The sequence below is a fragment of the Bradyrhizobium sp. AT1 genome (assembly GCF_001590795.1).
In the GTDB taxonomy this organism is placed as follows: Bacteria; Pseudomonadota; Alphaproteobacteria; order Rhizobiales; family Xanthobacteraceae; genus Bradyrhizobium.
This window is the reverse complement of the sequence record NZ_JXDL01000001.1, coordinates 3,985,680-4,004,708: the sequence shown is the minus strand read 5'-3', so window position 1 is coordinate 4,004,708 and position 19,029 is coordinate 3,985,680. Positions and strand designations below refer to the sequence as shown.

At 65.3% G+C, this 19,029-nt stretch carries 18 protein-coding genes; 3 read left to right on the top strand and 15 right to left on the bottom strand.

Features of this window, described 5'->3' with window-relative positions; translation table 11 throughout:
- Window positions 1-14 precede the first annotated feature (14 nt).
- The 4 genes from SE92_RS18690 to SE92_RS18675 form a co-directional block, all read right to left on the bottom strand.
- On the bottom strand, window positions 15-743 hold the full coding sequence (locus tag SE92_RS18690) for a hypothetical protein (protein WP_063197310.1): 729 nt from the start codon (window positions 741-743) through the stop codon (window positions 15-17).
- A 95-nt stretch (window positions 744-838) separates the two neighbouring features.
- The gene (lspA, locus tag SE92_RS18685) at window positions 839-1,333 is read right to left on the bottom strand and encodes a signal peptidase II (RefSeq protein WP_063197308.1); all 495 of its coding nucleotides are present in this window, start codon (window positions 1,331-1,333) and stop codon (window positions 839-841) included.
- Between the two features lie 7 nt (window positions 1,334-1,340).
- The gene (gene ileS / locus SE92_RS18680) at window positions 1,341-4,349 is read right to left on the bottom strand and encodes an isoleucine--tRNA ligase (protein WP_063197306.1); all 3,009 of its coding nucleotides are present in this window, start codon (window positions 4,347-4,349) and stop codon (window positions 1,341-1,343) included.
- A 201-nt stretch (window positions 4,350-4,550) separates the two neighbouring features.
- Complete coding sequence (locus SE92_RS18675; protein WP_063197304.1) at window positions 4,551-5,522, bottom strand: bifunctional riboflavin kinase/FAD synthetase; 972 nt, start codon at window positions 5,520-5,522, stop codon at window positions 4,551-4,553.
- A 231-nt stretch (window positions 5,523-5,753) separates the two neighbouring features.
- On the opposite strand from SE92_RS18675, the gene SE92_RS18670 reads away from it, so the two are divergent.
- Window positions 5,754-6,149 (top strand): response regulator, encoded by a 396-nt coding sequence (locus tag SE92_RS18670; protein WP_008567674.1) that lies wholly within the window; start codon window positions 5,754-5,756, stop codon window positions 6,147-6,149.
- Between the two features lie 162 nt (window positions 6,150-6,311).
- On the opposite strand, the gene SE92_RS18665 is transcribed toward SE92_RS18670, so the two are convergent.
- The 3 genes from SE92_RS18665 to SE92_RS18655 form a co-directional block, all read right to left on the bottom strand.
- Window positions 6,312-7,166: a TIGR01459 family HAD-type hydrolase gene (locus SE92_RS18665; protein WP_063197302.1), complete on the bottom strand. Its 855-nt coding sequence runs from the start codon at window positions 7,164-7,166 to the stop codon at window positions 6,312-6,314.
- 15 nt (window positions 7,167-7,181) lie between these two features.
- Window positions 7,182-8,687: an EAL domain-containing protein gene (locus SE92_RS18660; protein ID WP_063197300.1), complete on the bottom strand. Its 1,506-nt coding sequence runs from the start codon at window positions 8,685-8,687 to the stop codon at window positions 7,182-7,184.
- 143 nt (window positions 8,688-8,830) lie between these two features.
- A complete protein-coding gene (locus SE92_RS18655; RefSeq protein ID WP_063197298.1) occupies window positions 8,831-10,393 on the bottom strand; it encodes a winged helix-turn-helix domain-containing protein in 1,563 nt (520 codons plus the stop codon).
- 120 nt (window positions 10,394-10,513) lie between these two features.
- On the opposite strand from SE92_RS18655, the gene SE92_RS18650 reads away from it, so the two are divergent.
- The gene (locus SE92_RS18650) at window positions 10,514-11,353 is read left to right on the top strand and encodes a class I SAM-dependent methyltransferase (RefSeq protein WP_063197296.1); all 840 of its coding nucleotides are present in this window, start codon (window positions 10,514-10,516) and stop codon (window positions 11,351-11,353) included.
- A 50-nt stretch (window positions 11,354-11,403) separates the two neighbouring features.
- On the opposite strand, the gene SE92_RS18645 is transcribed toward SE92_RS18650, so the two are convergent.
- The 7 genes from SE92_RS18645 to uvrC form a co-directional block, all read right to left on the bottom strand.
- Complete coding sequence (locus tag SE92_RS18645; RefSeq protein WP_063197294.1) at window positions 11,404-12,534, bottom strand: YihY/virulence factor BrkB family protein; 1,131 nt, start codon at window positions 12,532-12,534, stop codon at window positions 11,404-11,406.
- Complete coding sequence (locus SE92_RS18640) at window positions 12,534-13,121, bottom strand: phage holin family protein (protein ID WP_063197292.1); 588 nt, start codon at window positions 13,119-13,121, stop codon at window positions 12,534-12,536. Before SE92_RS18640 ends, SE92_RS18645 begins: the two co-directional genes overlap by 1 nt.
- Window positions 13,122-13,209: 88 nt before the next feature.
- Complete coding sequence (prmB, locus tag SE92_RS18635; RefSeq protein ID WP_063197290.1) at window positions 13,210-14,169, bottom strand: 50S ribosomal protein L3 N(5)-glutamine methyltransferase; 960 nt, start codon at window positions 14,167-14,169, stop codon at window positions 13,210-13,212.
- Window positions 14,169-14,651 (bottom strand): molybdenum cofactor biosynthesis protein MoaE, encoded by a 483-nt coding sequence (locus SE92_RS18630; RefSeq protein WP_063197288.1) that lies wholly within the window; start codon window positions 14,649-14,651, stop codon window positions 14,169-14,171. Before SE92_RS18630 ends, prmB begins: the two co-directional genes overlap by 1 nt.
- A gap of 2 nt (window positions 14,652-14,653) precedes the next feature.
- Window positions 14,654-14,905 (bottom strand): molybdopterin converting factor subunit 1, encoded by a 252-nt coding sequence (gene moaD / locus SE92_RS18625; protein ID WP_018318355.1) that lies wholly within the window; start codon window positions 14,903-14,905, stop codon window positions 14,654-14,656.
- The gene (gene pgsA, locus SE92_RS18620; RefSeq protein WP_063197286.1) at window positions 14,902-15,519 is read right to left on the bottom strand and encodes a CDP-diacylglycerol--glycerol-3-phosphate 3-phosphatidyltransferase; all 618 of its coding nucleotides are present in this window, start codon (window positions 15,517-15,519) and stop codon (window positions 14,902-14,904) included. The genes moaD and pgsA overlap by 4 nt, the downstream gene beginning before the upstream one ends.
- Before the next feature lie 106 nt (window positions 15,520-15,625).
- Window positions 15,626-17,668: an excinuclease ABC subunit UvrC gene (gene uvrC, locus SE92_RS18615; protein ID WP_063197284.1), complete on the bottom strand. Its 2,043-nt coding sequence runs from the start codon at window positions 17,666-17,668 to the stop codon at window positions 15,626-15,628.
- Window positions 17,669-17,922: 254 nt separating this feature from the next.
- Here uvrC and SE92_RS18610 point away from each other — a divergent pair, with 254 nt between their 5' ends.
- The gene (locus SE92_RS18610; protein ID WP_063197282.1) at window positions 17,923-18,546 is read left to right on the top strand and encodes an outer membrane protein; all 624 of its coding nucleotides are present in this window, start codon (window positions 17,923-17,925) and stop codon (window positions 18,544-18,546) included.
- Window positions 18,547-18,659: 113 nt separating this feature from the next.
- On the opposite strand, the gene SE92_RS18605 is transcribed toward SE92_RS18610, so the two are convergent.
- Window positions 18,660-18,875 carry a cold-shock protein gene (locus SE92_RS18605; protein ID WP_008544396.1) on the bottom strand — a complete coding sequence of 72 codons (216 nt, stop codon included), beginning with the start codon at window positions 18,873-18,875 and terminating at the stop codon, window positions 18,660-18,662.
- Window positions 18,876-19,029: the final 154 nt, after the last annotated feature.

The following is a 19,029-nucleotide window of genomic DNA, read 5'->3' as shown; positions in this document are numbered from 1 at the left end:
GTGGGACGGGAACGCTATTGTTCCTTGTCCTTGCCCGACATGATGTCGAAATAGGTCCGCCGCGTTTTGTCCTCGCCGGCCCCATAAGCATAGCTCGGAGACGGGGTCTGGTAGCCTGGCGGCGGCTCGACCAGCGACTGGCGCGGCGGCTCGCTGGTGAATTGCTTCGTCTCACCTTTGCCGCCGCCGCCCTTCATCATATTCCACAGACCGCCGGAGAAGCCGAGCTCGGCGGGGCTGAGCGACGGGTTGCCGTTGGTGCCCGGCTGGATCGGGTCATTGCTGGTCCGGGGCGCTGCGGCGACCTGGCCGGCCTTCATCTCGGCGGGCGTCAGAGGCCGGGCGGCCTGCCAGTTCTCGGTTTCCTTGGTCGCCTTCTTGCGCGCGGCGATGGCTTCCTTGCGGCGCTTTTCCTCGGGGTCCTTGGGCCAGTTCGGCACGTTCTTGGCCTGGGTCGCCGGGGGCGGCAGGTCCAGCTTGGGCGGAACGACAAGCGGCGAGCGCTCGCGGTATTCGATGCCGGGCTTTTCCATGCTCTTGGCGCCGATGCCGGACATCAGATTGTCGATGATCTTCTCTTCGAAGGTCATCCCGTCATCTTCGTCGTCGTCGTCACCGGCGCGGGCCGCGCCAGCCGACATGACGAGACCGATGCCGAGCGCGACAGCGGACAATTTCAACGCCTGCCAGAACCCCGATTGGGGGTCTCGAACCATCGAAATGCTGGTCTTCGAGCTGCGCATACTTGTACCTGTTCCATATTGTGTCAGATCGCCGCGCGCACGCAGCAAACCCTCGCAAAGGCCGGGTTCCACCTGCCGGTCCGTATCGGCCGGGATCAGGGCGCTTTTGCGGCGGGTACCCCCAGGAAGGAATCATACAATAGCCCCGCCACCCCAGCAACGATGGCCACGTCGGCGAGGTTAAACACATACCAATTATAGGTATTTCCGCCGATCTCGATATGGAACAGGGCGAAATCGACCACCGCGCCATAGGCCAGGCGGTCGATGCCGTTGCCGATGGCGCCGCCGATGATCAGGCCCAGCGCGACCGTGGCGAGGTGGGTGTGCGAGCGGGCCATCCAGATCGCCAGCGCGACCACGGCAATGGCCTTGACCGCCATCAACGCGAGCTGCGCTGCCTGGCTGTCGTTCTGCAGCCAGCCGAAGCTGATGCCGATATTCCAGGCCAGCACCAGGTCGAAGAACGGCGTCACCTTGACGACGCCGCGGCGGGCGAGGTCGAACCCGTTCAGCAGCCACAACTTCGAGGCCTGGTCGGCCACCAAGGTGACGATGGCCGCGAAGATGCCGGCGCCAAGCGGGGTCATGCCGGGATCAGACCGCCACTCCCAACGCCTTCCATTCGCGCAGCGCCTTGGCATCGCGCGGGGTGACGTCGGGGTATTCAGCGTCTTCGCCGACCATCGGGGAGATCTTCCAGGAGCGGGCGCATTTGGTGCCGACCGCCTTCTCCACCACGACCGCGACACCGGGCACGGCATCGAGACGGAACGCGGCTGCCGGCGCTTCGCCCTCACGCACCTCGTAGTTCGAGGTGATGCAGATCTCGGCGAGATCGATGTCGAACAGCGTCGCCAGCATGTCGCGGTCGGCGACATAGATCACCGGCGAGGCCTCCAGCGACGAGCCGATGTTCTTGGCTGCGCGTTCGAGCTCGAGTGCGCCGGTGACGACGCGGCGGACGTTGCGGATGGTCTCCCACTTCGCCGCGAGCTTGTCGTCGCGCAAGGCTTCGAGATCGGCCGGGAATAGCGTCAGATGCACCGACGGCTCGGCATCTGGCCGGTACATGCGCCAGCCTTCCTCCGCGGTGAAGCTGAGGATCGGCGCCAGCCATTTCAGGATCGAGGCGCACAACAGGTCGATCGTGGTCAGCGCCGCCTTGCGCGTCAGCGATGACGGCGGATCGCAATACAGCGTGTCCTTGCGGATGTCGAAATAGAACGCCGAGAGCTCGCTGTTGAGGAAGGCGGACAGGATCGCGACCACCGTCTTGAAGTCGAATTCGCGGTAGGCCTTATCCACCGCGGCGGCGCGACCTGCGAGCTCGTGCAGCATCAACCGCTCGAGCTCAGGCATCTCGGCCGGCGCGACGCCGTCGGTCGGCTTGTAATGATGCAGCGTGCCGAGCATCCAGCGCACCGTGTTGCGCAGCTTGCGGTAAGTCTCGACGGTGTTCTTCAGGATCTCGGGACCGATGCGCTGATCGTCGGTGTAGTCGCAGGAGGCGACCCAGAGCCGGAGAATGTCGGCGCCGGATTCCTTGATGACGGCCTGCGGCTCGATGGTGTTGCCGAGCGACTTCGACATCTTGCGGCCGTCTTCGGCCTGCGTGAAGCCGTGGGTCAGCACGATGTCGTAGGGCGCGCGGCCCCGGGTGCCGCAGCTTTCCAGCAGCGAAGAGTGGAACCAGCCGCGATGCTGGTCGGAGCCCTCGAGGTACATTACCGTGTCAGCGCCGCCGTCGACCTTGCGCTTGATGCCGGCAAGTCCTGGGAAATGCACGGGATCCTCGAGCACGAAAGCGTGCGTCGAGCCGGAATCGAACCAGACGTCGAGAATGTCGTCGACCTTCTGCCAATCCTCGCTCGCGCGGGACCCGAGGAAGCGCTCGCGCGCGCCCGTCGCGTACCAGGCATCGGCGCCTTCCTTTTCGAAGGCTTCGCCAATGCGCGCGTTGACCGCCTCATCCTGCAGGATCTCGGCGGAGCCGTCGCCCTTCTCGCGCACGAACACGGCGATCGGCACGCCCCAGGCGCGCTGGCGCGAGATCACCCAGTCGGGCCGGGCCTCGATCATGCCGTTGATGCGGTTCTCACCCGACGGCGGCACCCATTGCGTCACCGAGATCGCGTGCAGCGCGCGGGCGCGCAATGTGTCGCCGCTCTTCGCCTTGCCGCCCTGCGCAACATCCTTATCCATGGCGATGAACCATTGCGGCGTGTTGCGGAAGATCACCGGCTTCTTGGAGCGCCAGGAGTGCGGATATTGATGCTTGAGCCGGCCGCGCGCGAGCAGCATGCCGCGTTCGACGAGTGCCTTGATCACGGCCTCGTTGGCATCGCCCTTCTCGCCCTTGTCGTTGATGACGCGCTTGCCGGCAAAGCCCGGCGCATGATCGGTGTAGGCGCCGTTCTCATCGACAGTGTAGGGGATCGCCGTCGAGATGCCGCGCGCGTCGAGATCGCGCGATTGCGCCATCCAGACATCGAAGTCCTCGCGGCCATGACCGGGCGCGGTGTGCACGAAGCCGGTGCCGGTGTCGTCGGTGACATGATCACCAGACAGCAGCGGCACGATGAAGTCGTAGCCGCCGGCAAGGCCCTTGAGCGGATGGGCACATTCGATCGCGTCCATGGTGTCGCCGGGGACGTCGCGGATTTTCTCATAGGCCGTCACGCGCGCCTGCTTGAACACCTCTTCGGCCAGCGCGTCGGCGAGGATCAGGAGGTCGCCGGTCTTGGTCCAATTGTCGGCAGGGGCGTCCGTCACCTTGTACAGGCCGTAGGCGATCTTCGGCGAGAACGAGATGGCGCGGTTGCCGGGCAGCGTCCAGGGCGTGGTGGTCCAGATCACGACGCTTGCGGAGGCGAGCGCACCGTGCGCGGGCGAGGTGACCGGGAATTTCACCCACACCGTATCGGAGGTGTGGTCCTCGTACTCCACCTCGGCTTCGGCGAGCGCGGTCTTCTCGACCACGCTCCACATCACCGGCTTGGAGCCGCGGTAGAGCGTGCCGTTGGCGGCGAACTTCATCAGCTCGCGCGCGATCTGGGCTTCGGCGGGGAAGCTCATGGTGGCGTAGGGATGATCCCAGTCGCCGATGACGCCGAGGCGCTTGAATTCCTCGCGTTGTACGCCGAGCCAATGCGTGGCGTAGGCGCGGCATTCCCGGCGGAAGTCGATCATCGCGGTCGAGTCGCGGAAGTCGGGCTTCTGCTTGCCCTTCTTGCGGTAGTGCTCTTCCTCGACCTTCCATTCGATCGGCAGGCCGTGGCAGTCCCAGCCCGGCACGTAGTTGGAATCGAAGCCGAGCATCTGCTGGCTCTTGGTGACGAGATCCTTGAGGATCTTGTTCAGCGCCGTGCCGATATGGATGTTGCCGTTGGCGTAGGGCGGGCCGTCATGCAGCACGAACTTGGCGCGGCCCTTCGCGGTTTCGCGCAGCTTCTCGTAGAGGCCGATCTCGTACCAGCGCTTGAGGATCTCCGGCTCGCGCTGCGGCAGGCCGGCGCGCATCGGGAATTCGGTCTGCGGCAGGAACAGGGTCTTCGAATAGTCTTTGGCGTCGGACTTTTGGGACTTTTGCGGCTTTTCGGACATGAGATTGACTGGCTCGGCAGGGCGCGGGAACGAATGGCGATGCGGAATCGCGGGTGAAACGACAAAATCCCGGTCTTGCGCCGAGCCTTTAGCTCAGGCGGAAGCCGGGCCGCTAATCCCTATGATGCGCCGCGCAAACATGGCCCCTCCATAGCAGGGGGACGGTGGAAGCGCAAAGGTTCGGGGAGGCAGGGGTCGGGGTCAATCGATGGCGCCCAGCCGCGGAAACGCGTCCGGAGCGGCGGCCAGGATGGCGCGGGCGCGGGCGGAATCGTCGTCCATCTGGCGGATCAGGGCCTCCAGGCTGTCGAATTTCAACTCCTCGCGGATGAAGCCGACGAAGGCGCAGTCCAGCGCCTGCCCGTAGAGATCGCCCTTGAAGTCGAACAGGAAGATTTCGAGCAGGGGAGCGCCATTATCAAAGGTCGGGCGGCGGCCGAAGCTGGCGACCCCGTCCAGCCGCTGCGGCCCGCGGCCGACCCGCACCGCATAGATGCCGTGCTTCAGGCCGCAATTGGCGTCCAGGCGGATGTTGGCGGTGGGATAGCCGAGATCGCGCCCGCGCTTCTCGCCGTGGATGACCTCGCCGGTGACGAACCAGGGCGCGCTCAGCATCGTGGTGGCCTCGTCCAGCTGGCCCTCGGCGAGGGCGATCCGGATGGCGCTGGAGGATACCGGCCGCTCGTCGATGTCGACATGCGGCTGCACGTCGACCTCGATGCCGAGGCGGGGGGCCTCGTTGACCAGAAGGCTGGGCGAGCCGACCCGCCCCTTGCCGAAATGGAAGTCGTAGCCGACCGCGATTCCGCTGACGCCAAGCCGCCCGATCAGGTCATGGTGAATGAAGTCTTGCGCGCTGGTTCCGGCACGGGCCTTGTCGAAGGTCATGACCACGGCGCCGGCAAGCCCGGTGCCGGCCAGAAGCCGCAGCTTGGCCCGCTCGTCCGTCAGGCGGAATTGCGGGGTATTGGGACTGAAAAACCGCCGTGGATGGGGCTCGAAGGTCAATGCCAGGGCCGGGCGGCCCTGCACCCGGCCCATTTCCAGGGCTGCGGCGATCACGGCGCGGTGGCCGAGATGAACCCCGTCGAAATTGCCCATGGCGACCACGGCACCCCTTGGAATGGCGGAGTCCGGCGTGGTGTCGCGGATAACGGTAAAATGCGGAGCCATCAGGGGAATTCTCGAACCGGCGGGACCGGCCGGGACCGTGGCGCGACCGGCCGGACGAAGTCAAGCGGGAGCGGGCGGCCGCATCGAACGCGATTTCAGTCCTTGGGGGGCGTCCCCAATTAACGCGCTGTTTAACGCCTTGATGGTAGTCCTTGAGCGTGGAACTGCCGGGGCTCCGGGCTTGGGCAGGTCCGATCGTAATATTCCTGGGTATGCGTTGGGGGAGTCGAGATGGCGGTTGATTTGTCGATGCCGGTTCTGGTGGTGGATGACTACAGCACCATGATCCGTATCATCCGGAATCTGCTGAAGCAGCTTGGCTTCGAGAATATCGATGATGCAAGCGACGGTTCGGCAGCGCTGAACAAGATGCGCGGCAAGAAGTACGGGCTCGTGATTTCCGACTGGAACATGGAGCCGATGACGGGTTACGACCTCCTGCGCGAAGTGCGGGCGGATCCGAACCTCGCCACCACGCCCTTCATCATGATCACGGCGGAATCCAAGACCGAGAACGTGATCGCGGCCAAGAAGGCCGGCGTGAACAACTACATCGTCAAGCCGTTCAACGCGGCGACGCTGAAGACGAAGATCGAGGCGGTCTTTCCGGACATGGCGAGCGCGTAAGCGCGCGCCTCTCCGGATCAACAATTCTCCATCGAGGTCGTCATGCCCGGGCTTGTCCCGGGCATCCACGTTCTTGATGCTAGAAGTAAGACGTGGATGGCCGGGACAAGCCCGGCCATGACGACGTCTGGGCTGACGCGCCCGCGCGGTCAACCGCAGCCATCACCACTTCAATTCGCGCATCAACGCCTTCGGCGGGTGGCCGAATAATTCCAGCACCGAAGCCGGGTCGAGCTGGTCTAGGCCCTCGAACTCCTCGGCATGGATGCCGCGGGTCACGAACAGGCAGTCGATGCCGAATTCGCGCGCGCCGGTCAGGTCGGTGCGGACGGAATCGCCGATCGCCAGCACTTTTTTGCGGTCGATCGGGTGGCCCTGGCGTTCGCCGGCGAGCGCCATGGCGCGCTCGTAGATCGGCCGGTGCGGCTTGCCGTAGAAGATCACCTCCCCGCCGAGCTCGCGATAGAGCTCCGCGATGGCGCCGGCGCAATAGATCAGCCGGTCGCCGCGTTCCACCACGATGTCGGGGTTGGCGCAGACCAGCGTCAGCTTGCGCTCGCGCGCCTTCAGCATCATGCCGCGATAGTCTTCCGCCGTCTCGGTCTCGTCGTCGTACAGACCAGTGCAGACGATGTAGTCGGCTTCTTCCAGCGGCGCGGTTGTCGCATCGAGGCCGCGATAGATCGAATTGTCGCGCTCGGGGCCGAGCCAGAACATCTTGCGGCCAGGATGCTCGGCAACATAGAGCCGGGTCAGGTCGCCGGACGACACGATGGCGTCATAGGTCTCGTCGGCGACGCCGAGCTTGCGCAATTGCCGCTGCACCGAGTCGGCCGGGCGCGGTGCGTTGGTGATCAGGATCACCGTACCGCCGTGGCTGCGATAGGTGTGCAGCGCCTCGCAGGCTTCGGGGAAGGATTCGAGGCCATTGTGGACGACGCCCCAGATGTCGCTGAGCACGACGTCGACGCCGCCCACGAGCTCGCGCAGGCTTTCGGCGAAATGCAGCGTGGTCATGATGCGCAGCGCCGATCAGATGCGGCGCGCGAGCGCGGCGTTGCCGGTGATGCGTTGTGCCGGGGGAGCGGCTGACGTCGCGCCAGATGTTGTGCCTTGGCTGGGGGAAGCGGAGCCATTGGATCCCTGAATGTCCTGCGCCTGGTTCGGCGCGGTCCCGCCGGTAGCAGATGCCCCCTCCGGCCGCAATGGCCGGGGCGGCGCGAACAGGAACCCCTGGCCGAACCGCACGTCATAGTCGAGCAGGTCGATTACGGCGCGCTCGCCTTCGATCCGCTCGGCGATCAAGTCGATGCCGAAGCGGCCGAGCAGGTCGGAGAGGTCGGAGGGGTGGATGTCCGAGGCCGAGGCCTGCTTCGGGTCGAGCAGCAGCGCGGCCGGCACCTTGATGAAGCGTACGCCGCGGTCGGCCAGCTCGCGCGGCTCGATCCTGAGATCCGTGACATGGTCGATCGAGAAGCGGAAGCCGCGCTGGGCCAGTGCGGCGAGATTCTCGGTCTCGGCCGGGCCGAGATTGCGGAACGTCGATTGCTTGAACTCCAGCACCAGCGAAGGCGCCAGTGCCCGGTTGGCTTCGAGGAAGTCAAGGCATTGCGCGAAGGTGGTGGAATTGCCGAGCGTGGAGGCCGCGACGTTGCAGAACACGCCGACATCCTTGTTGCGCACCATCAGGCGCCGCAGCACCTGCACGCAGCGCAGCATCACCATGTTGTCGATGCGCCCGATCAGCCCCGAAGCTTCCGCGATGCTGATGAACTCCTCGGCGGCGATCAGCTGGTCGCGCTCGTCGCGCATGCGCGTCACGGCCTCGTAGAACCGCACCTTGCGTTGCGGCAGCGTCACCATCGGCTGCAGGAAGATGTCGATGCGGTTTTCGTCGATGGCGTTGCGCAGCGTTGCCAGCAATTGGGTTTGGTTGCGCCCGGTGGCCGTCTGAACCGGGTTGGCGGTCTGGGTCTGGACCGCCGGCGCCGGCCGCGGCTGCGCCAGCGGAGCCGGAGGTGCCGCGGGAAGCGGGGGAGGGGCTGCCGGCCGCTCTTCGAACGGCGCAACCAGATCGATCGGCGCCTCCGGTTCGGACCGGGCCGCCGGGGCGGAAGCCGGCGTCGGCGCGCCGCCGGCCAGCAGGTCCTCATGGGCCGACACGGTGGTCGCGAGCTGCCTGACCAGCCCGCCGAGCTCGTTGATCTCGCCGACCACCGACTGAATACGGTCGGAGTTGGTCGAATTGGACGAGGCGATGCGTCCCTCGATTGCAGCCAGCCGGCGGCCGAACTCGGCCACTTGGCGGGCGAGATCGGCGGTGCCGCGCGACAGATCGGCGATCTGGCCGCCGACGTCGCTGCGATCGCGCAGCCGCATCGACACCGCGTTGTAGAGGATCAGGAAGGTCAGCGCGGTCAGCGCCACGATCGCGGATTCGGTTCCGCTGATGCCGGCGACGGCGTACAGGACGAGCCCAAGCGAAGCCGCGACCAGAACCATGCAGAAGGCGATGAAGATCGTCGAAATGCGAATCATGCCGCGCGTTACGCCTTTAAGAGCTGACTGCCTCACCCGGGAAAATACGGGTCACGTTGCGATCCCATCACGCCTCGTGCTCCCCCAAGCCACATGACCTTAACATCATTGCTGATTCGAGGGGATAGCAGCCTGGTCGCGGCTCATGTCAATCCAGCCCGGCGAAAGCCATCGATGTAGCGGTCGCGGTCGCGGGCAAGCTTGACCGGCATGAACTCGGCGAGCCAGGCGAGGGAGATGTTCGGTTGGGCACGGCGCAGCTCCCTCAGCGCCGCCTGGGCGAGATTCGTCTGCCCAGCCATGCCGGCAGCCGCCGTCAGCACCCGGTGCGCGCCGACGAAATCGCTGCGCTGGCGCAGGGCCTCCTGGGCGAGCCGGATCGCCTCCGCGTCATCGCCGCCGAGGAAGCGGGCATAAGCGGCGATGCCGTAATAGACAGGAGCATAGGGATCGCGCGGGCTGAGGCGGATCGCCCGTCGAGCGGCCTCGTCGGCGTCCTGCCAGCGGCCGCAATAGCCGAGTGCCAATCCATAATAGCCCTGCGCCAGGGCGAAATTCGGATTGAGCCGCAACGCGGTCTCGAATTCGGCCAGCGAATCCTCGAACCGGCGTGCAAACAGATTGACGTGCCCGAGCGCGTTGTGAGCCCAGGCATCCTCGTCGTCGGCACGGATCGCAGCACGTGCGGCACGTTCGGCGCCGGGGATCGCAGTGCTCATCTCCATCCAGCCCATATGGGCTGTGAACATGTAGCTGGTGCCGAGCAGTCCGAGCGCCTTGCCGTAGTTGGGGTCGAGCGCGATGGCCTTCTCGAGCAGCGCCTGCGCGACGACGTGATCCTGCCGTGTCACACGCCAGTAATGCGAAAGCGCGCGCATCACGAGATCCCAAGCGTCCATGCTGTCGGGCGGCTTGCGTTGGGCGCGATAGCTTTCCGCGGCATAGAGCTGCGGCTCGATCGCGGCGACGATGGCCTCGGTGATCTCGTCCTGCACGGCAAACACGTCGGCGAGCTCGCGATCGTAACGTTCCGCCCAGAGATGACTGCCGGTGGCGACGTCGTTGAGTTGCGCGGTGATGCGCACGCGATCACCGTCCTTGCGGACGCTGCCTTCGACGACATAGCGGACGCCGAGCTCCTCCGCGACCTCACGCAGATGAACCGCGCGGCCCTTGTAGATGAACGAGGAGTTGCGCGCGATCACGAAGAACCAGCGCAGCTTCGACAGCGCGGTGATGATGTCTTCGCTGATGCCGTCCGAGAAATACTCCTGCTCGGCCTCGCCGCTCATATTCACGAACGGCAGGACCGCGATGGCGGGCCGGTCGGGCAGCGGCAAGCCCGCCGGTGTTGCGGTGGCCGGCCGGCTCGCCACTGCCGGCGTCGCCGCCTCCGAGAGCTCGGTGACCTCGCCGACAAACCGGACGCCCTTGCGCGCGATGGTTCGGATCAGCCGCTGCTCCCCACCATTGTCGTCGACCGCGCGCCGCGCGGCGTTGATCCGGCTGGTGAGGGTTGATTCCGAGACGACGCGGCCGTTCCAGACCGCGTCGAGCAGATTGTCCCGCGTCACCACGCGCTCGCGGTTACGAACGAGATAAAGCAGGAGATCGAACACCTGGGGCTCGATCGCGATCAGCGCCTTCGCGCGGCGCAATTCGCGCCGCTCGGCATCGAGCACGAAATCCTCGAAATGAAACGGCACGCCAGTCCCGGCTCCGGCTCGGAAATCAAGGTGATCTCAGCGTAAAATAATGCCGCTCTCAAGGCCAGCGAGTCGCGCACACCCTATCGTCCCGGCGTTTTCAAACCCTGGAGAATTGCCATGTCGACATCCGCCGCACTCAAACAGGCTCCCGCCCAGCCCGATCTAGCCGCCGTCAAGCAGCGCCAGCATGGCGCCTGGTCATCGGGCGACTATGCCGTGGTCGGCACCACACTGCAGATCGTCGGCGAGCAACTCTGCGAAGCCCTGGATTTGCGAGCCGGCAGCAAGGTGCTCGACGTCGCTGCCGGCAACGGCAACGCGACGCTGGCCGCGGCCCGGCGCTGGTGTGACGTCACATCCACCGACTATGTTCCGGAGTTGCTCAAGCGCGGGCAGGAGCGTGCGGCGGCGGACCATCTGACGGTCGAATTTCGCGAGGCGGATGCCGAGGCCCTGCCGTTTGCGGACGCGAGTTACGACGTCGTGCTCTCGACCTTCGGCGTGATGTTCACGCCGGATCAGGACAAGGCGGCCTCCGAGCTGGCACGCGTCTGCAAATCCGGCGGCAAGATCGGCCTCGCCAACTGGACCCCGCAGGGCTTCATCGGCCAGCTGTTCAAGACCATCGGCAAGCATCTGCCGCCGCCGGCCGGCGTGAAGTCGCCGGCGCTGTGGGGCACGCGGGCACGACTCGAGGAGATGTTCGCAAGCCAGGCCTCCGACATCTCGGCCGAGCCTCGCATGTTCGTGTTCCGCTACCGCTCGCCCGAGCACTGGCTCGATGTCTTCAAGACCTTCTACGGGCCGACGCTGAAGGCGTTTGCCGCGCTCGACGAGAGCGGCCAGGCCGCGCTGAGACGCGATCTGCTGGCGCTGCTCTGCGAATTCAACCATGCCGATGACGGCACCATCGTCGTGCACAGCGAGTATCTGGAAGTCGTGATCACCAAGCGCTGAGATGTCGCTAGATCGGGCCGGGCAAGCTCCGGCCCGATCGTCGTCATCGGCTAGAATGGGGCGCTAGCACCGACGGTGTCGGCCGACACGGCCTCGCGGGTGCCGAGCGGCTTGGGCTGCCCCTCGGTCGTGTCCCGCAGCGTCTGCCGCTCGATCTCCGAATTCAGCTCGGCGCCGAACATGATGACGATGGCCGACATCCACATCCACATCATCAGGCCGATCGCCGCGCCGAGCGAGCCGTAGGTCGCGTTGTAATTGGCGAATTCCGAGAGATACCAGGACAACAGCGCCGAGCCGGCGATCCAGAGGATGGCGGCGGCCACCGCGCCGAGGCTCAGCCACTGCCAGCGCGGCGCATCGCGGCTGGGTGCGAAGCGGTAGAGGATCGCCAGCGCCACCAGCAGGATGAGAAACAGCAGCGGCCACCGGGCCAGCGCCACGATCAGCTTGCTTTCGGGCGCCATGCCGAGGTGATCGAGCGCGAGCGGGAAGGCGACAACGGCCCCCACCATCAGCAGCAGCGCCACGATGCCGCCGATCGTGAACGCCAGCGACACCATGTTGAGCTGGATGAAGCTGCGCTTCTCGCGCTCCTCATAGGCGACGTTGAGGGCATCGAAGATCGCCTTGACGCCGGCATTGGCGCTCCAAACGGCAAGCAGAAGACCGACCAGGAAGGTGGCCCCGAGCGTGGTGTTGCCGTGCGACAGCACGCGCGCGACCTGGTCCTCGACGATCTGGAACGATCCTTCCGGCAGCATGGTCGCAAGCGTGTGCAGATTTGAGCTGATCGTCGAGGGATCGGCGAACAGAGCGTAGGACGAGACGAGCGCCGTGACGGCTGGGAAGATCGCGAGCAGTCCAAAGAACACGACGCCGCCCGCGGTCGCCAGCAGCCGATCGTCGTCGATGCGCTGATAGGTGCGCCAGAAGATATCCTTCCAGCCCGCCCAGGGGATCGCGAACGGGCTCTTGGCATGACGCCCGCGGCCGGGCTCCACGGCTGCGCGCGCCGGATGCGTTTCCGGTGAATTCGCTTCCGCATTGCGGTGGTCTTGGGGAGGTCCCGACGGGACCAAGCCGGAGTCCTGGAAATAGCGCTCCGCCGTCAGCACGAAGACGGCGGTCGCCGCCACCAGCAGCCAGCTGTCGATCTGCTCGGAGCGCCGCACCAGCATCAAGCGTCCAATCGACGGCCGTGACGCCTGCGGCGGGCCGCAGTGAACCCCGCCAGTCCAATTGCCGCGAGCATCAGGCCAAGCTGCACGGGGCGGTTGGTGCGCGCTGGCAACGCTGTTGCGCCATGGCGGCGCTCGCCCGGTGCGAGCGGTGCAAGGGGAATCGCGGTCGCGACCTCCTTCACCGCCTCCTTGACCGTTCCTCGCGGAATTCGCGGGGTCGCTATGGCCACGCGCAAACGGCTGGCGAGTGGCACGATGGGCCTGGCTTTGCGCTTCATCTGTGCCATCGCCACGCCGGCGCAGATCGCGGCCAGCACCAGCAACACCGCGCCGACGGCACCAAACCCCCAGAACTGCCCGTAAGCGATGGCGACCCAGCGGTACAGAGCCATCAGCCCGACGAAGAATGCCGCGACGACGAACAGGCCCGCGACGGCGAACAGCCCGCCGGCCACCGCGTAAGACGTCACCTTGCCGGTGGCCTGGGTGGTCTGGTCACGCAGATAGGATTGGGCGGCGCGTTTGACGTGGTTGAGCTTCAGCGCCATGCCGGCGCGTAGCAATTCGCCCGATGGCGCGAGCATCTGGACATCCTCCGAGAGCGAGAAATTCGTCTCGGGATGAACGTGGCCGAATTTGACTTGTTCCGTTCGAGCTCGCGGCCGGGAGCGTTCAGTTGAGATCGGCGGCCGCGATCCAGAACACCTCGCCTTCGGAGTCCTCGGTGTCGAGCCAGAGCAGCGGCAGTTCCGGAAAGGCCTCGTCGATCAGGCCCCGGCCGCGGCCGATCTCGCAGATCAGCCCGCCATCCGGCGTCAGATGATCGGGCGCCTCGGCCAGGATGCGGCGGACCACGTCGAGGCCGTCGGCGCCGCCATCGAAGGCGAGCTTCGGCTCGGCCCGGCATTCCGGCGGCAGCGCCGCCATGCCTTCGGCATCGACGTAAGGCGGGTTGGTGATGATCAGATCGTATCTGTTGTCGCCGAGTGGGGCGAACAGGTCGCCGCGATACAGGCTGATCCGGTCCTCGAGGCCGTATTCCCCGACATTGCGCGTGGCAACCTCGATCGCGCCCTTGGAGATGTCGACGGCATCGACAGCGGCGTTCGGGAAATGATGCGCGGCGAGGATGGCGAGGCATCCGGATCCCGTGCAGAGATCGAGCACACGCTCGACCGCCATGGGGTCGTCGATCAGCGATCCGGCCTCGCCGTCGCCGCCGAAATGCGACTCCAGCAGCTCGCCGATGAAAGAGCGCGGAACGATGACGCGCTCGTCGACATAGAACGGCAGGCCGCGCATATAGATCTTGTTGACGAGATAGGCGGCCGGTTTGCGCGTCGTGACGCGCTGATGGATGAGGTCGAGGATGGTCTTGCCCTCCGCCGCCGTGACGCGTGCATTGGCAAAGATCTCGAATTGTTCGGGATTGAGATGCAGCGCCTCGCTCACCAGGAAGGCCGCTTCGGCAACCGGATCGGTCGTGCCATGGGCAAAGGCGAGCTTGGCTTCGACAAAGCGGCTCACCGCATAGCGGACGAAATCCATCAGCGTGAGAAGCTCGCCTGGAGCGACCTTGACAGGTTTTGGCGCGGGACGGCCGCGCACGGTCTTTTTGGATGCTTTTGCCATCAGGATCGGGTCCAGCGTGCGGCAGCTTCGTCGTCGCGGGCCTGGGCCTCGACCCAGCCGGTGCCGGCTTCGCTTTCTTCCTTCTTCCAGAACGGCGCGTTGGTCTTGAGGTAATCCATCAGGAACTCGGCCGCCTGGAACGCGGCCTGGCGATGCTGCGAGGCGGTCAGCACCAGCACGATGTTCTGGCCCGGCATGAAGCGGCCGACGCGGTGGATCACCGTGACGCCATTGAGCGGCCAGCGCGAGACCGCCTCGTCGACATGACGCCCGATCTCTTCCTCGGCCATGCCAGGGTAATGTTCGAGCGTGAGAGCTGCGACCTTCGCGCTGTCGTCGTCCGCGCGGCAGATGCCGGAAAAGCTCACGACCGCCCCGATGTCGGTGCGGCTCTTGGTCAGGACCGCGATCTCGCGGGCGATATCGAAATCGTCTTCCTGAATGCGGATGGTGACGGGGCAGGCGGCGACAGGGGACGTCATGGCTAGCCGCCGGTCATCGGCGGGAAGAACGCGATTTCGCGCGCGCCGGCGATCGCAGCGTCCGATTTGACATGGGCGTGGTCGATCGCAGTGCGGATCACCTTTGGTTTCTCGAAGGCGTAGGCATAGGCCTCGCTTTGGCCCGACAGCCAGGCGATCAGCTCCTCGACAGTGCGCACCGTCGCCGGCGGCTCGATGGTCTCCTCGGCCTTGCCGACGCGTTCGCGCACCCAGGCGAAATATTTCACCTTCATCCCTCGTCCTCCTTGATGAGGTGATGGATGCCGGCGCGGAAATAGTCGTAGCCGGTATAAATGGTCACGATCGCCGAGGCCCACAGCAGCACGAGGCCAATCATCGAGACGACGGGCACCACCTCGTCGCCGGCGGGGCCCGCGAGCAGAAAGCCGATCGCAACGAGCTGGACCGTGGTCTTCCACTTGGCAAGCTTGGTCACGGGCACGCTGACGCGGAGCGCGGCAAGATATTCGCGCAGGCCCGAGACCAGGATCTCGCGGCACAGGATCACGATGGCAGCCCACAGCGACCAGCCATGGATGATGCCGTCCGCGGCCAGCATCAGCAGGCACGAGGCGACCAGTAGCTTGTCGGCAATCGGATCGAGCATCCGGCCGAATGCCGATTGCTGATTCCAGATTCGCGCATAATAGCCGTCGAGGTAGTCGGTCACCGCGGCGCCGATGAAGATGGCCACCGCCACCCAGCGCAGCCAAAGCGGCTGATCCAGAATCGATTGCGCGTAGATGCACCCGACCACGACCGGAATCGCGGCGATCCGGCCATAGGTCAGGATGTTCGGGAGGGACATCGCGCGGCTGGTCGTCCCTCGTGTCGTGGCGATGTTCATTCGTCCTACCAATACCGCTCGAGCCCCAAGGTCAACCGTCCCGCTCACAAATGCGGCACGGGATGCGACGACCTGATGACCCGAGCTCCCTTTGGGCCCCTTGCGTTCATCCCGGCTGGGGATGGAAATAATCGAAAATCCTGCGGGCGCTCTCGGCGCTCACCCCCGGAACCTTGCCGAGATCGGCGATCGAGGCGCGTTCGATCTCCTTCAGGGTCCCGAAATGATGCAGCAAGGCACGTTTGCGTGACGGGCCGATGCCCGGAATCTCCTGCAAACCGGCCTCGCGGATGTCCTTCTTGCGCAGCTTGCGGTGCGAGCCGATGACGAAGCGGTGAGCCTCGTCGCGCAGGCGCTGGATGAAATAGAGCACGGGGTCGCGCGGCTCCAGCTTGATGGCCTCGCGTTCCGGCATGAACAGGGTCTCGCGGCCGGCATCCCGGTCCGGCCCCTTGGCGACCGACATCAGCGACACCTGGGTCAGGCCGAGACTGGCGAAGATCTCGCGGACGGCGTTGAGCTGGCCGCGGCCGCCGTCGATGATGACGAGATCGGGCCATTGCGGGAAATCGTCGTCCTTCGCCTTGACCGTGCCCTCCTCGGGCGGATTGATCAGGCGCTTGAAGCGCCGCTCCAGCACCTCGCGCATCATGGCGAAGTCGTCGCCGGGCGTGATGCCTTCCGACTTGATGTTGAACTTGCGGTACTGGTTCTTCACGAAGCCATCAGGGCCGGCGACGATCATGGCGCCGACCGCATTGGTGCCCTGGATGTGGCTGTTGTCGTAGACCTCGATGCGCTTGGGCGGATGCGGCAGGCTCAGCGTCGTGGCCATGGCGTCGAGCAGGCGGCTTTGCGTGGCGGTATCGGCGAGCTTGCGGCCGAGCGCCTCGCGCGCATTGGTCAGCGCGTGAGCGACGAGTTCCTTCTTCTCGCCGCGCTTGGGCGTGTTGACCTCGACCTTGTGGCCGGCCTTGATCGCCAGCGCATTGGCGAGCAATTCGCTCTCCTCGATCTCGTGCGAGAGCAGGATGTTTCGCGGCGGCGGCTTGTCGTCGTAGAACTGGGCGAGAAAGGAACCGAGCACCTCTTCCGCGGTGAACGTCTTTTCCGCGCGCGGAAAATAGGCGCGGTTGCCCCAGTTCTGGCCGGTGCGGAAGAAGAACACCTCGACGCAGGAGAAGCCGCCCTCCTGGTGGATGGCGAACACGTCGGCTTCCTCGACCGTGCGCGGGTTGATGCCCTGCTGCGACTGGATCGCCGACAGCGCGGCAAGGCGATCGCGGTAAAGCGCGGCGCGCTCGAACTCGAGCTCTCCCGCCGCCTTTTCCATCTCGCCGGCGAGCTCCTGCTTCACCGCATGGCTCTTGCCGGACAGGAAGTCGCTCGCCTCGCGCACCAGCGTCGTATACCCGCCGAAGTCGATCTCGCGGGTGCAGGGGCCGGCGCAGCGGCGGATCTGGTAGAGCAGGCAGGGCCGGGTGCGGCTCTCGAAGAAGGAATCGGTGCAGGAGCGGATCAAGAACGCACGCTGCAAGGCCGTGATGGTGCGGTTGACCGCGCCGGCGGAGGCGAACGGGCCGAAATAGCGTCCGGGCCGGCTCTGCGCGCCGCGATGTTTCAGGATCTGCGGCGCCCAATGGTCGCCGGTGATCAGGATATAGGGAAACGATTTGTCGTCGCGCAGCTGCACGTTGAAGCGCGGCCGCAGCTGCTTGATCAGGTTGGCTTCCAGCAGCAGCGCCTCGGTCTCGGTGTTGGTCGAGACGATTTCCACGGTCACCGTGGCGGCGATCATGCGCAGGATGCGTGCCGGCTGCGGCGCATTCTGGCGCGCATAGTTGGAGAGGCGCTTTTTGACGTTCTTGGCCTTGCCGACATAGAGCACGTCGGCATTTGCACTGAGCATGCGGTAGACGCCGGGCGAGGTGGGCGCGAGCCGGACCGCGCGCTCGATCGCCTCGTGACCGCTCGCCAGCGGCCCTTCGCCGACCGCGCCGCTCTCTTCAAGGATATCCGGCAGCCGCGCATCGTCCTCGTCTTCGCCCCCTGTGGTGGCGGGATCGAGGTCCGGCGGCACGTCGCCCGCGGCGGGCGGCGGCGATTTACGCGCTCGGTCGTCCGGATTGTCGTTGGAATCGTGAACCATGGAACGAATTTAAGGGCTGGGGGCGCCGATTTGAAGTTCCGGCCAGGCGGCGCGCACGGGAGACGGCAACGCAGTTCCCGGTAACATTTGCTTAAGCCTGTTAACAGCGCGGTAACCCGGCTTAACAGCCCTTTAACTTAAAACTCTCGATAAATCTTACGCGAAAAGGTGGTGGTTCCGTAACCATGCGGTCTGGCCTCGCGCGGCGGCGCAGGCATTCGCACCGGTGACGGCAGTTGCGTTGGAGTTGAGTGATGAAGGGGCTCATTGTGGGCGCAGCCGCGTTGGTTGCAGCCGGCTGGACAGCTTCGGCAGAGGCCGCCGACATGAATTATGGCGGGCGTGCGCCTTACACCGTCAATCAGCCTCTCAACGCCTATAGCTGGGCCGGTCCGTATCTGGGCGGCAACATCGGCTATGAATGGGGCTCGGTCGACAACAATCCCGCAAAGCCGTCCGGCTTCGTCGGCGGCGTGCAGGCCGGCTACAATTTCCAGAACGGCCCGTTCGTGTTCGGCGTCGAAGGCGACATCCAGGCCGCCGGGGCCGACGACACCTTCGCGCCGTGGAAGTTCTCCAATCCGTGGTTCGGCACGCTGCGCGGCCGCGCCGGCTACGCCTTCAACAACGTGCTGTTCTACGGCACCGCCGGCCTCGCCTTCGGCGAGTTGCGCGCGCAGACCTTCGGCTGGTCGGAATCGCACACCACCGCGGGCTGGACCATCGGTGCCGGCGCGGAAGTCGGCCTTGCTCCGAACTGGAGCGCCAAGCTCGAATATCTCTACATCGACCTGTCGACCAGTCAGTTCGCAATTACGGGCGTGTCAAACGGCTATAGCGCCAGCGTTGTGCGCGCAGGCGTGAACTATCGCTTCTGATAGCTGAAGAAGAAAATACCGGACAACAACTCCCGGCCGCTCGCGGCCGGGATTTTTTTTCGCCAAGTATCTTTTGCACCAAGTATTGCGCGAAGTATTTTGCGTCTGGCCCGCTAGGAGAGGATGACCAGATTGACCGCCTTAGGTCCCTTCCCCTTCTTGTCCGGTTCGACTTCGAAAGTAATGCGCTGTCCTTCCGCAAGGTCCTTCAGTCCGGCCCGCTCCACAGCAGTAATATGCACGAACACGTCGCGGCCGCCGTCGTCAGGCTTGATGAAACCGTAGCCGCGTTCGCCGTTGAAAAACTTAACCGTTCCCGTCATGGCCATCGGGAAACTCCCCCTCATTGCTCCTCCGCCGCGACGCAGACTCACGTCGCGACATGACCGGGCGTTACGGAGCCCGGGAGAGCTGGCCATCCTTGGGCGGACCGTAAGCGGTCCGGCCGGATCTTTCTTAGGCCTTCACTCCGCCGCAACCATT

Excerpts from the sequence above, each read along its gene's own strand:
- SE92_RS18690 (WP_063197310.1), bottom strand. The coding sequence starts at position 743 with ATGCGCAGCTCGAAGACCAGCATTTCGATGGTTCGAGACCCCCAATCG.
- lspA (WP_063197308.1), bottom strand. The coding sequence starts at position 1,333 with ATGACCCCGCTTGGCGCCGGCATCTTCGCGGCCATCGTCACCTTGGTG.
- ileS (WP_063197306.1), bottom strand. The coding sequence starts at position 4,349 with ATGTCCGAAAAGCCGCAAAAGTCCCAAAAGTCCGACGCCAAAGACTAT.
- SE92_RS18675 (WP_063197304.1), bottom strand. The coding sequence starts at position 5,522 with ATGGCTCCGCATTTTACCGTTATCCGCGACACCACGCCGGACTCCGCC.
- SE92_RS18670 (WP_008567674.1), top strand. The coding sequence starts at position 5,754 with ATGGCGGTTGATTTGTCGATGCCGGTTCTGGTGGTGGATGACTACAGC.
- SE92_RS18665 (WP_063197302.1), bottom strand. The coding sequence starts at position 7,166 with ATGACCACGCTGCATTTCGCCGAAAGCCTGCGCGAGCTCGTGGGCGGC.
- SE92_RS18660 (WP_063197300.1), bottom strand. The coding sequence starts at position 8,687 with ATGATTCGCATTTCGACGATCTTCATCGCCTTCTGCATGGTTCTGGTC.
- SE92_RS18650 (WP_063197296.1), top strand. The coding sequence starts at position 10,514 with ATGTCGACATCCGCCGCACTCAAACAGGCTCCCGCCCAGCCCGATCTA.
- SE92_RS18645 (WP_063197294.1), bottom strand. The coding sequence starts at position 12,534 with ATGCTGGTGCGGCGCTCCGAGCAGATCGACAGCTGGCTGCTGGTGGCG.
- SE92_RS18640 (WP_063197292.1), bottom strand. The coding sequence starts at position 13,121 with ATGCTCGCGCCATCGGGCGAATTGCTACGCGCCGGCATGGCGCTGAAG.
- prmB (WP_063197290.1), bottom strand. The coding sequence starts at position 14,169 with ATGGCAAAAGCATCCAAAAAGACCGTGCGCGGCCGTCCCGCGCCAAAA.
- SE92_RS18630 (WP_063197288.1), bottom strand. The coding sequence starts at position 14,651 with ATGACGTCCCCTGTCGCCGCCTGCCCCGTCACCATCCGCATTCAGGAA.
- moaD (WP_018318355.1), bottom strand. The coding sequence starts at position 14,905 with ATGAAGGTGAAATATTTCGCCTGGGTGCGCGAACGCGTCGGCAAGGCC.
- pgsA (WP_063197286.1), bottom strand. The coding sequence starts at position 15,519 with ATGAACATCGCCACGACACGAGGGACGACCAGCCGCGCGATGTCCCTC.
- uvrC (WP_063197284.1), bottom strand. The coding sequence starts at position 17,668 with ATGGTTCACGATTCCAACGACAATCCGGACGACCGAGCGCGTAAATCG.
- SE92_RS18610 (WP_063197282.1), top strand. The coding sequence starts at position 17,923 with ATGAAGGGGCTCATTGTGGGCGCAGCCGCGTTGGTTGCAGCCGGCTGG.
- SE92_RS18605 (WP_008544396.1), bottom strand. The coding sequence starts at position 18,875 with ATGGCCATGACGGGAACGGTTAAGTTTTTCAACGGCGAACGCGGCTAC.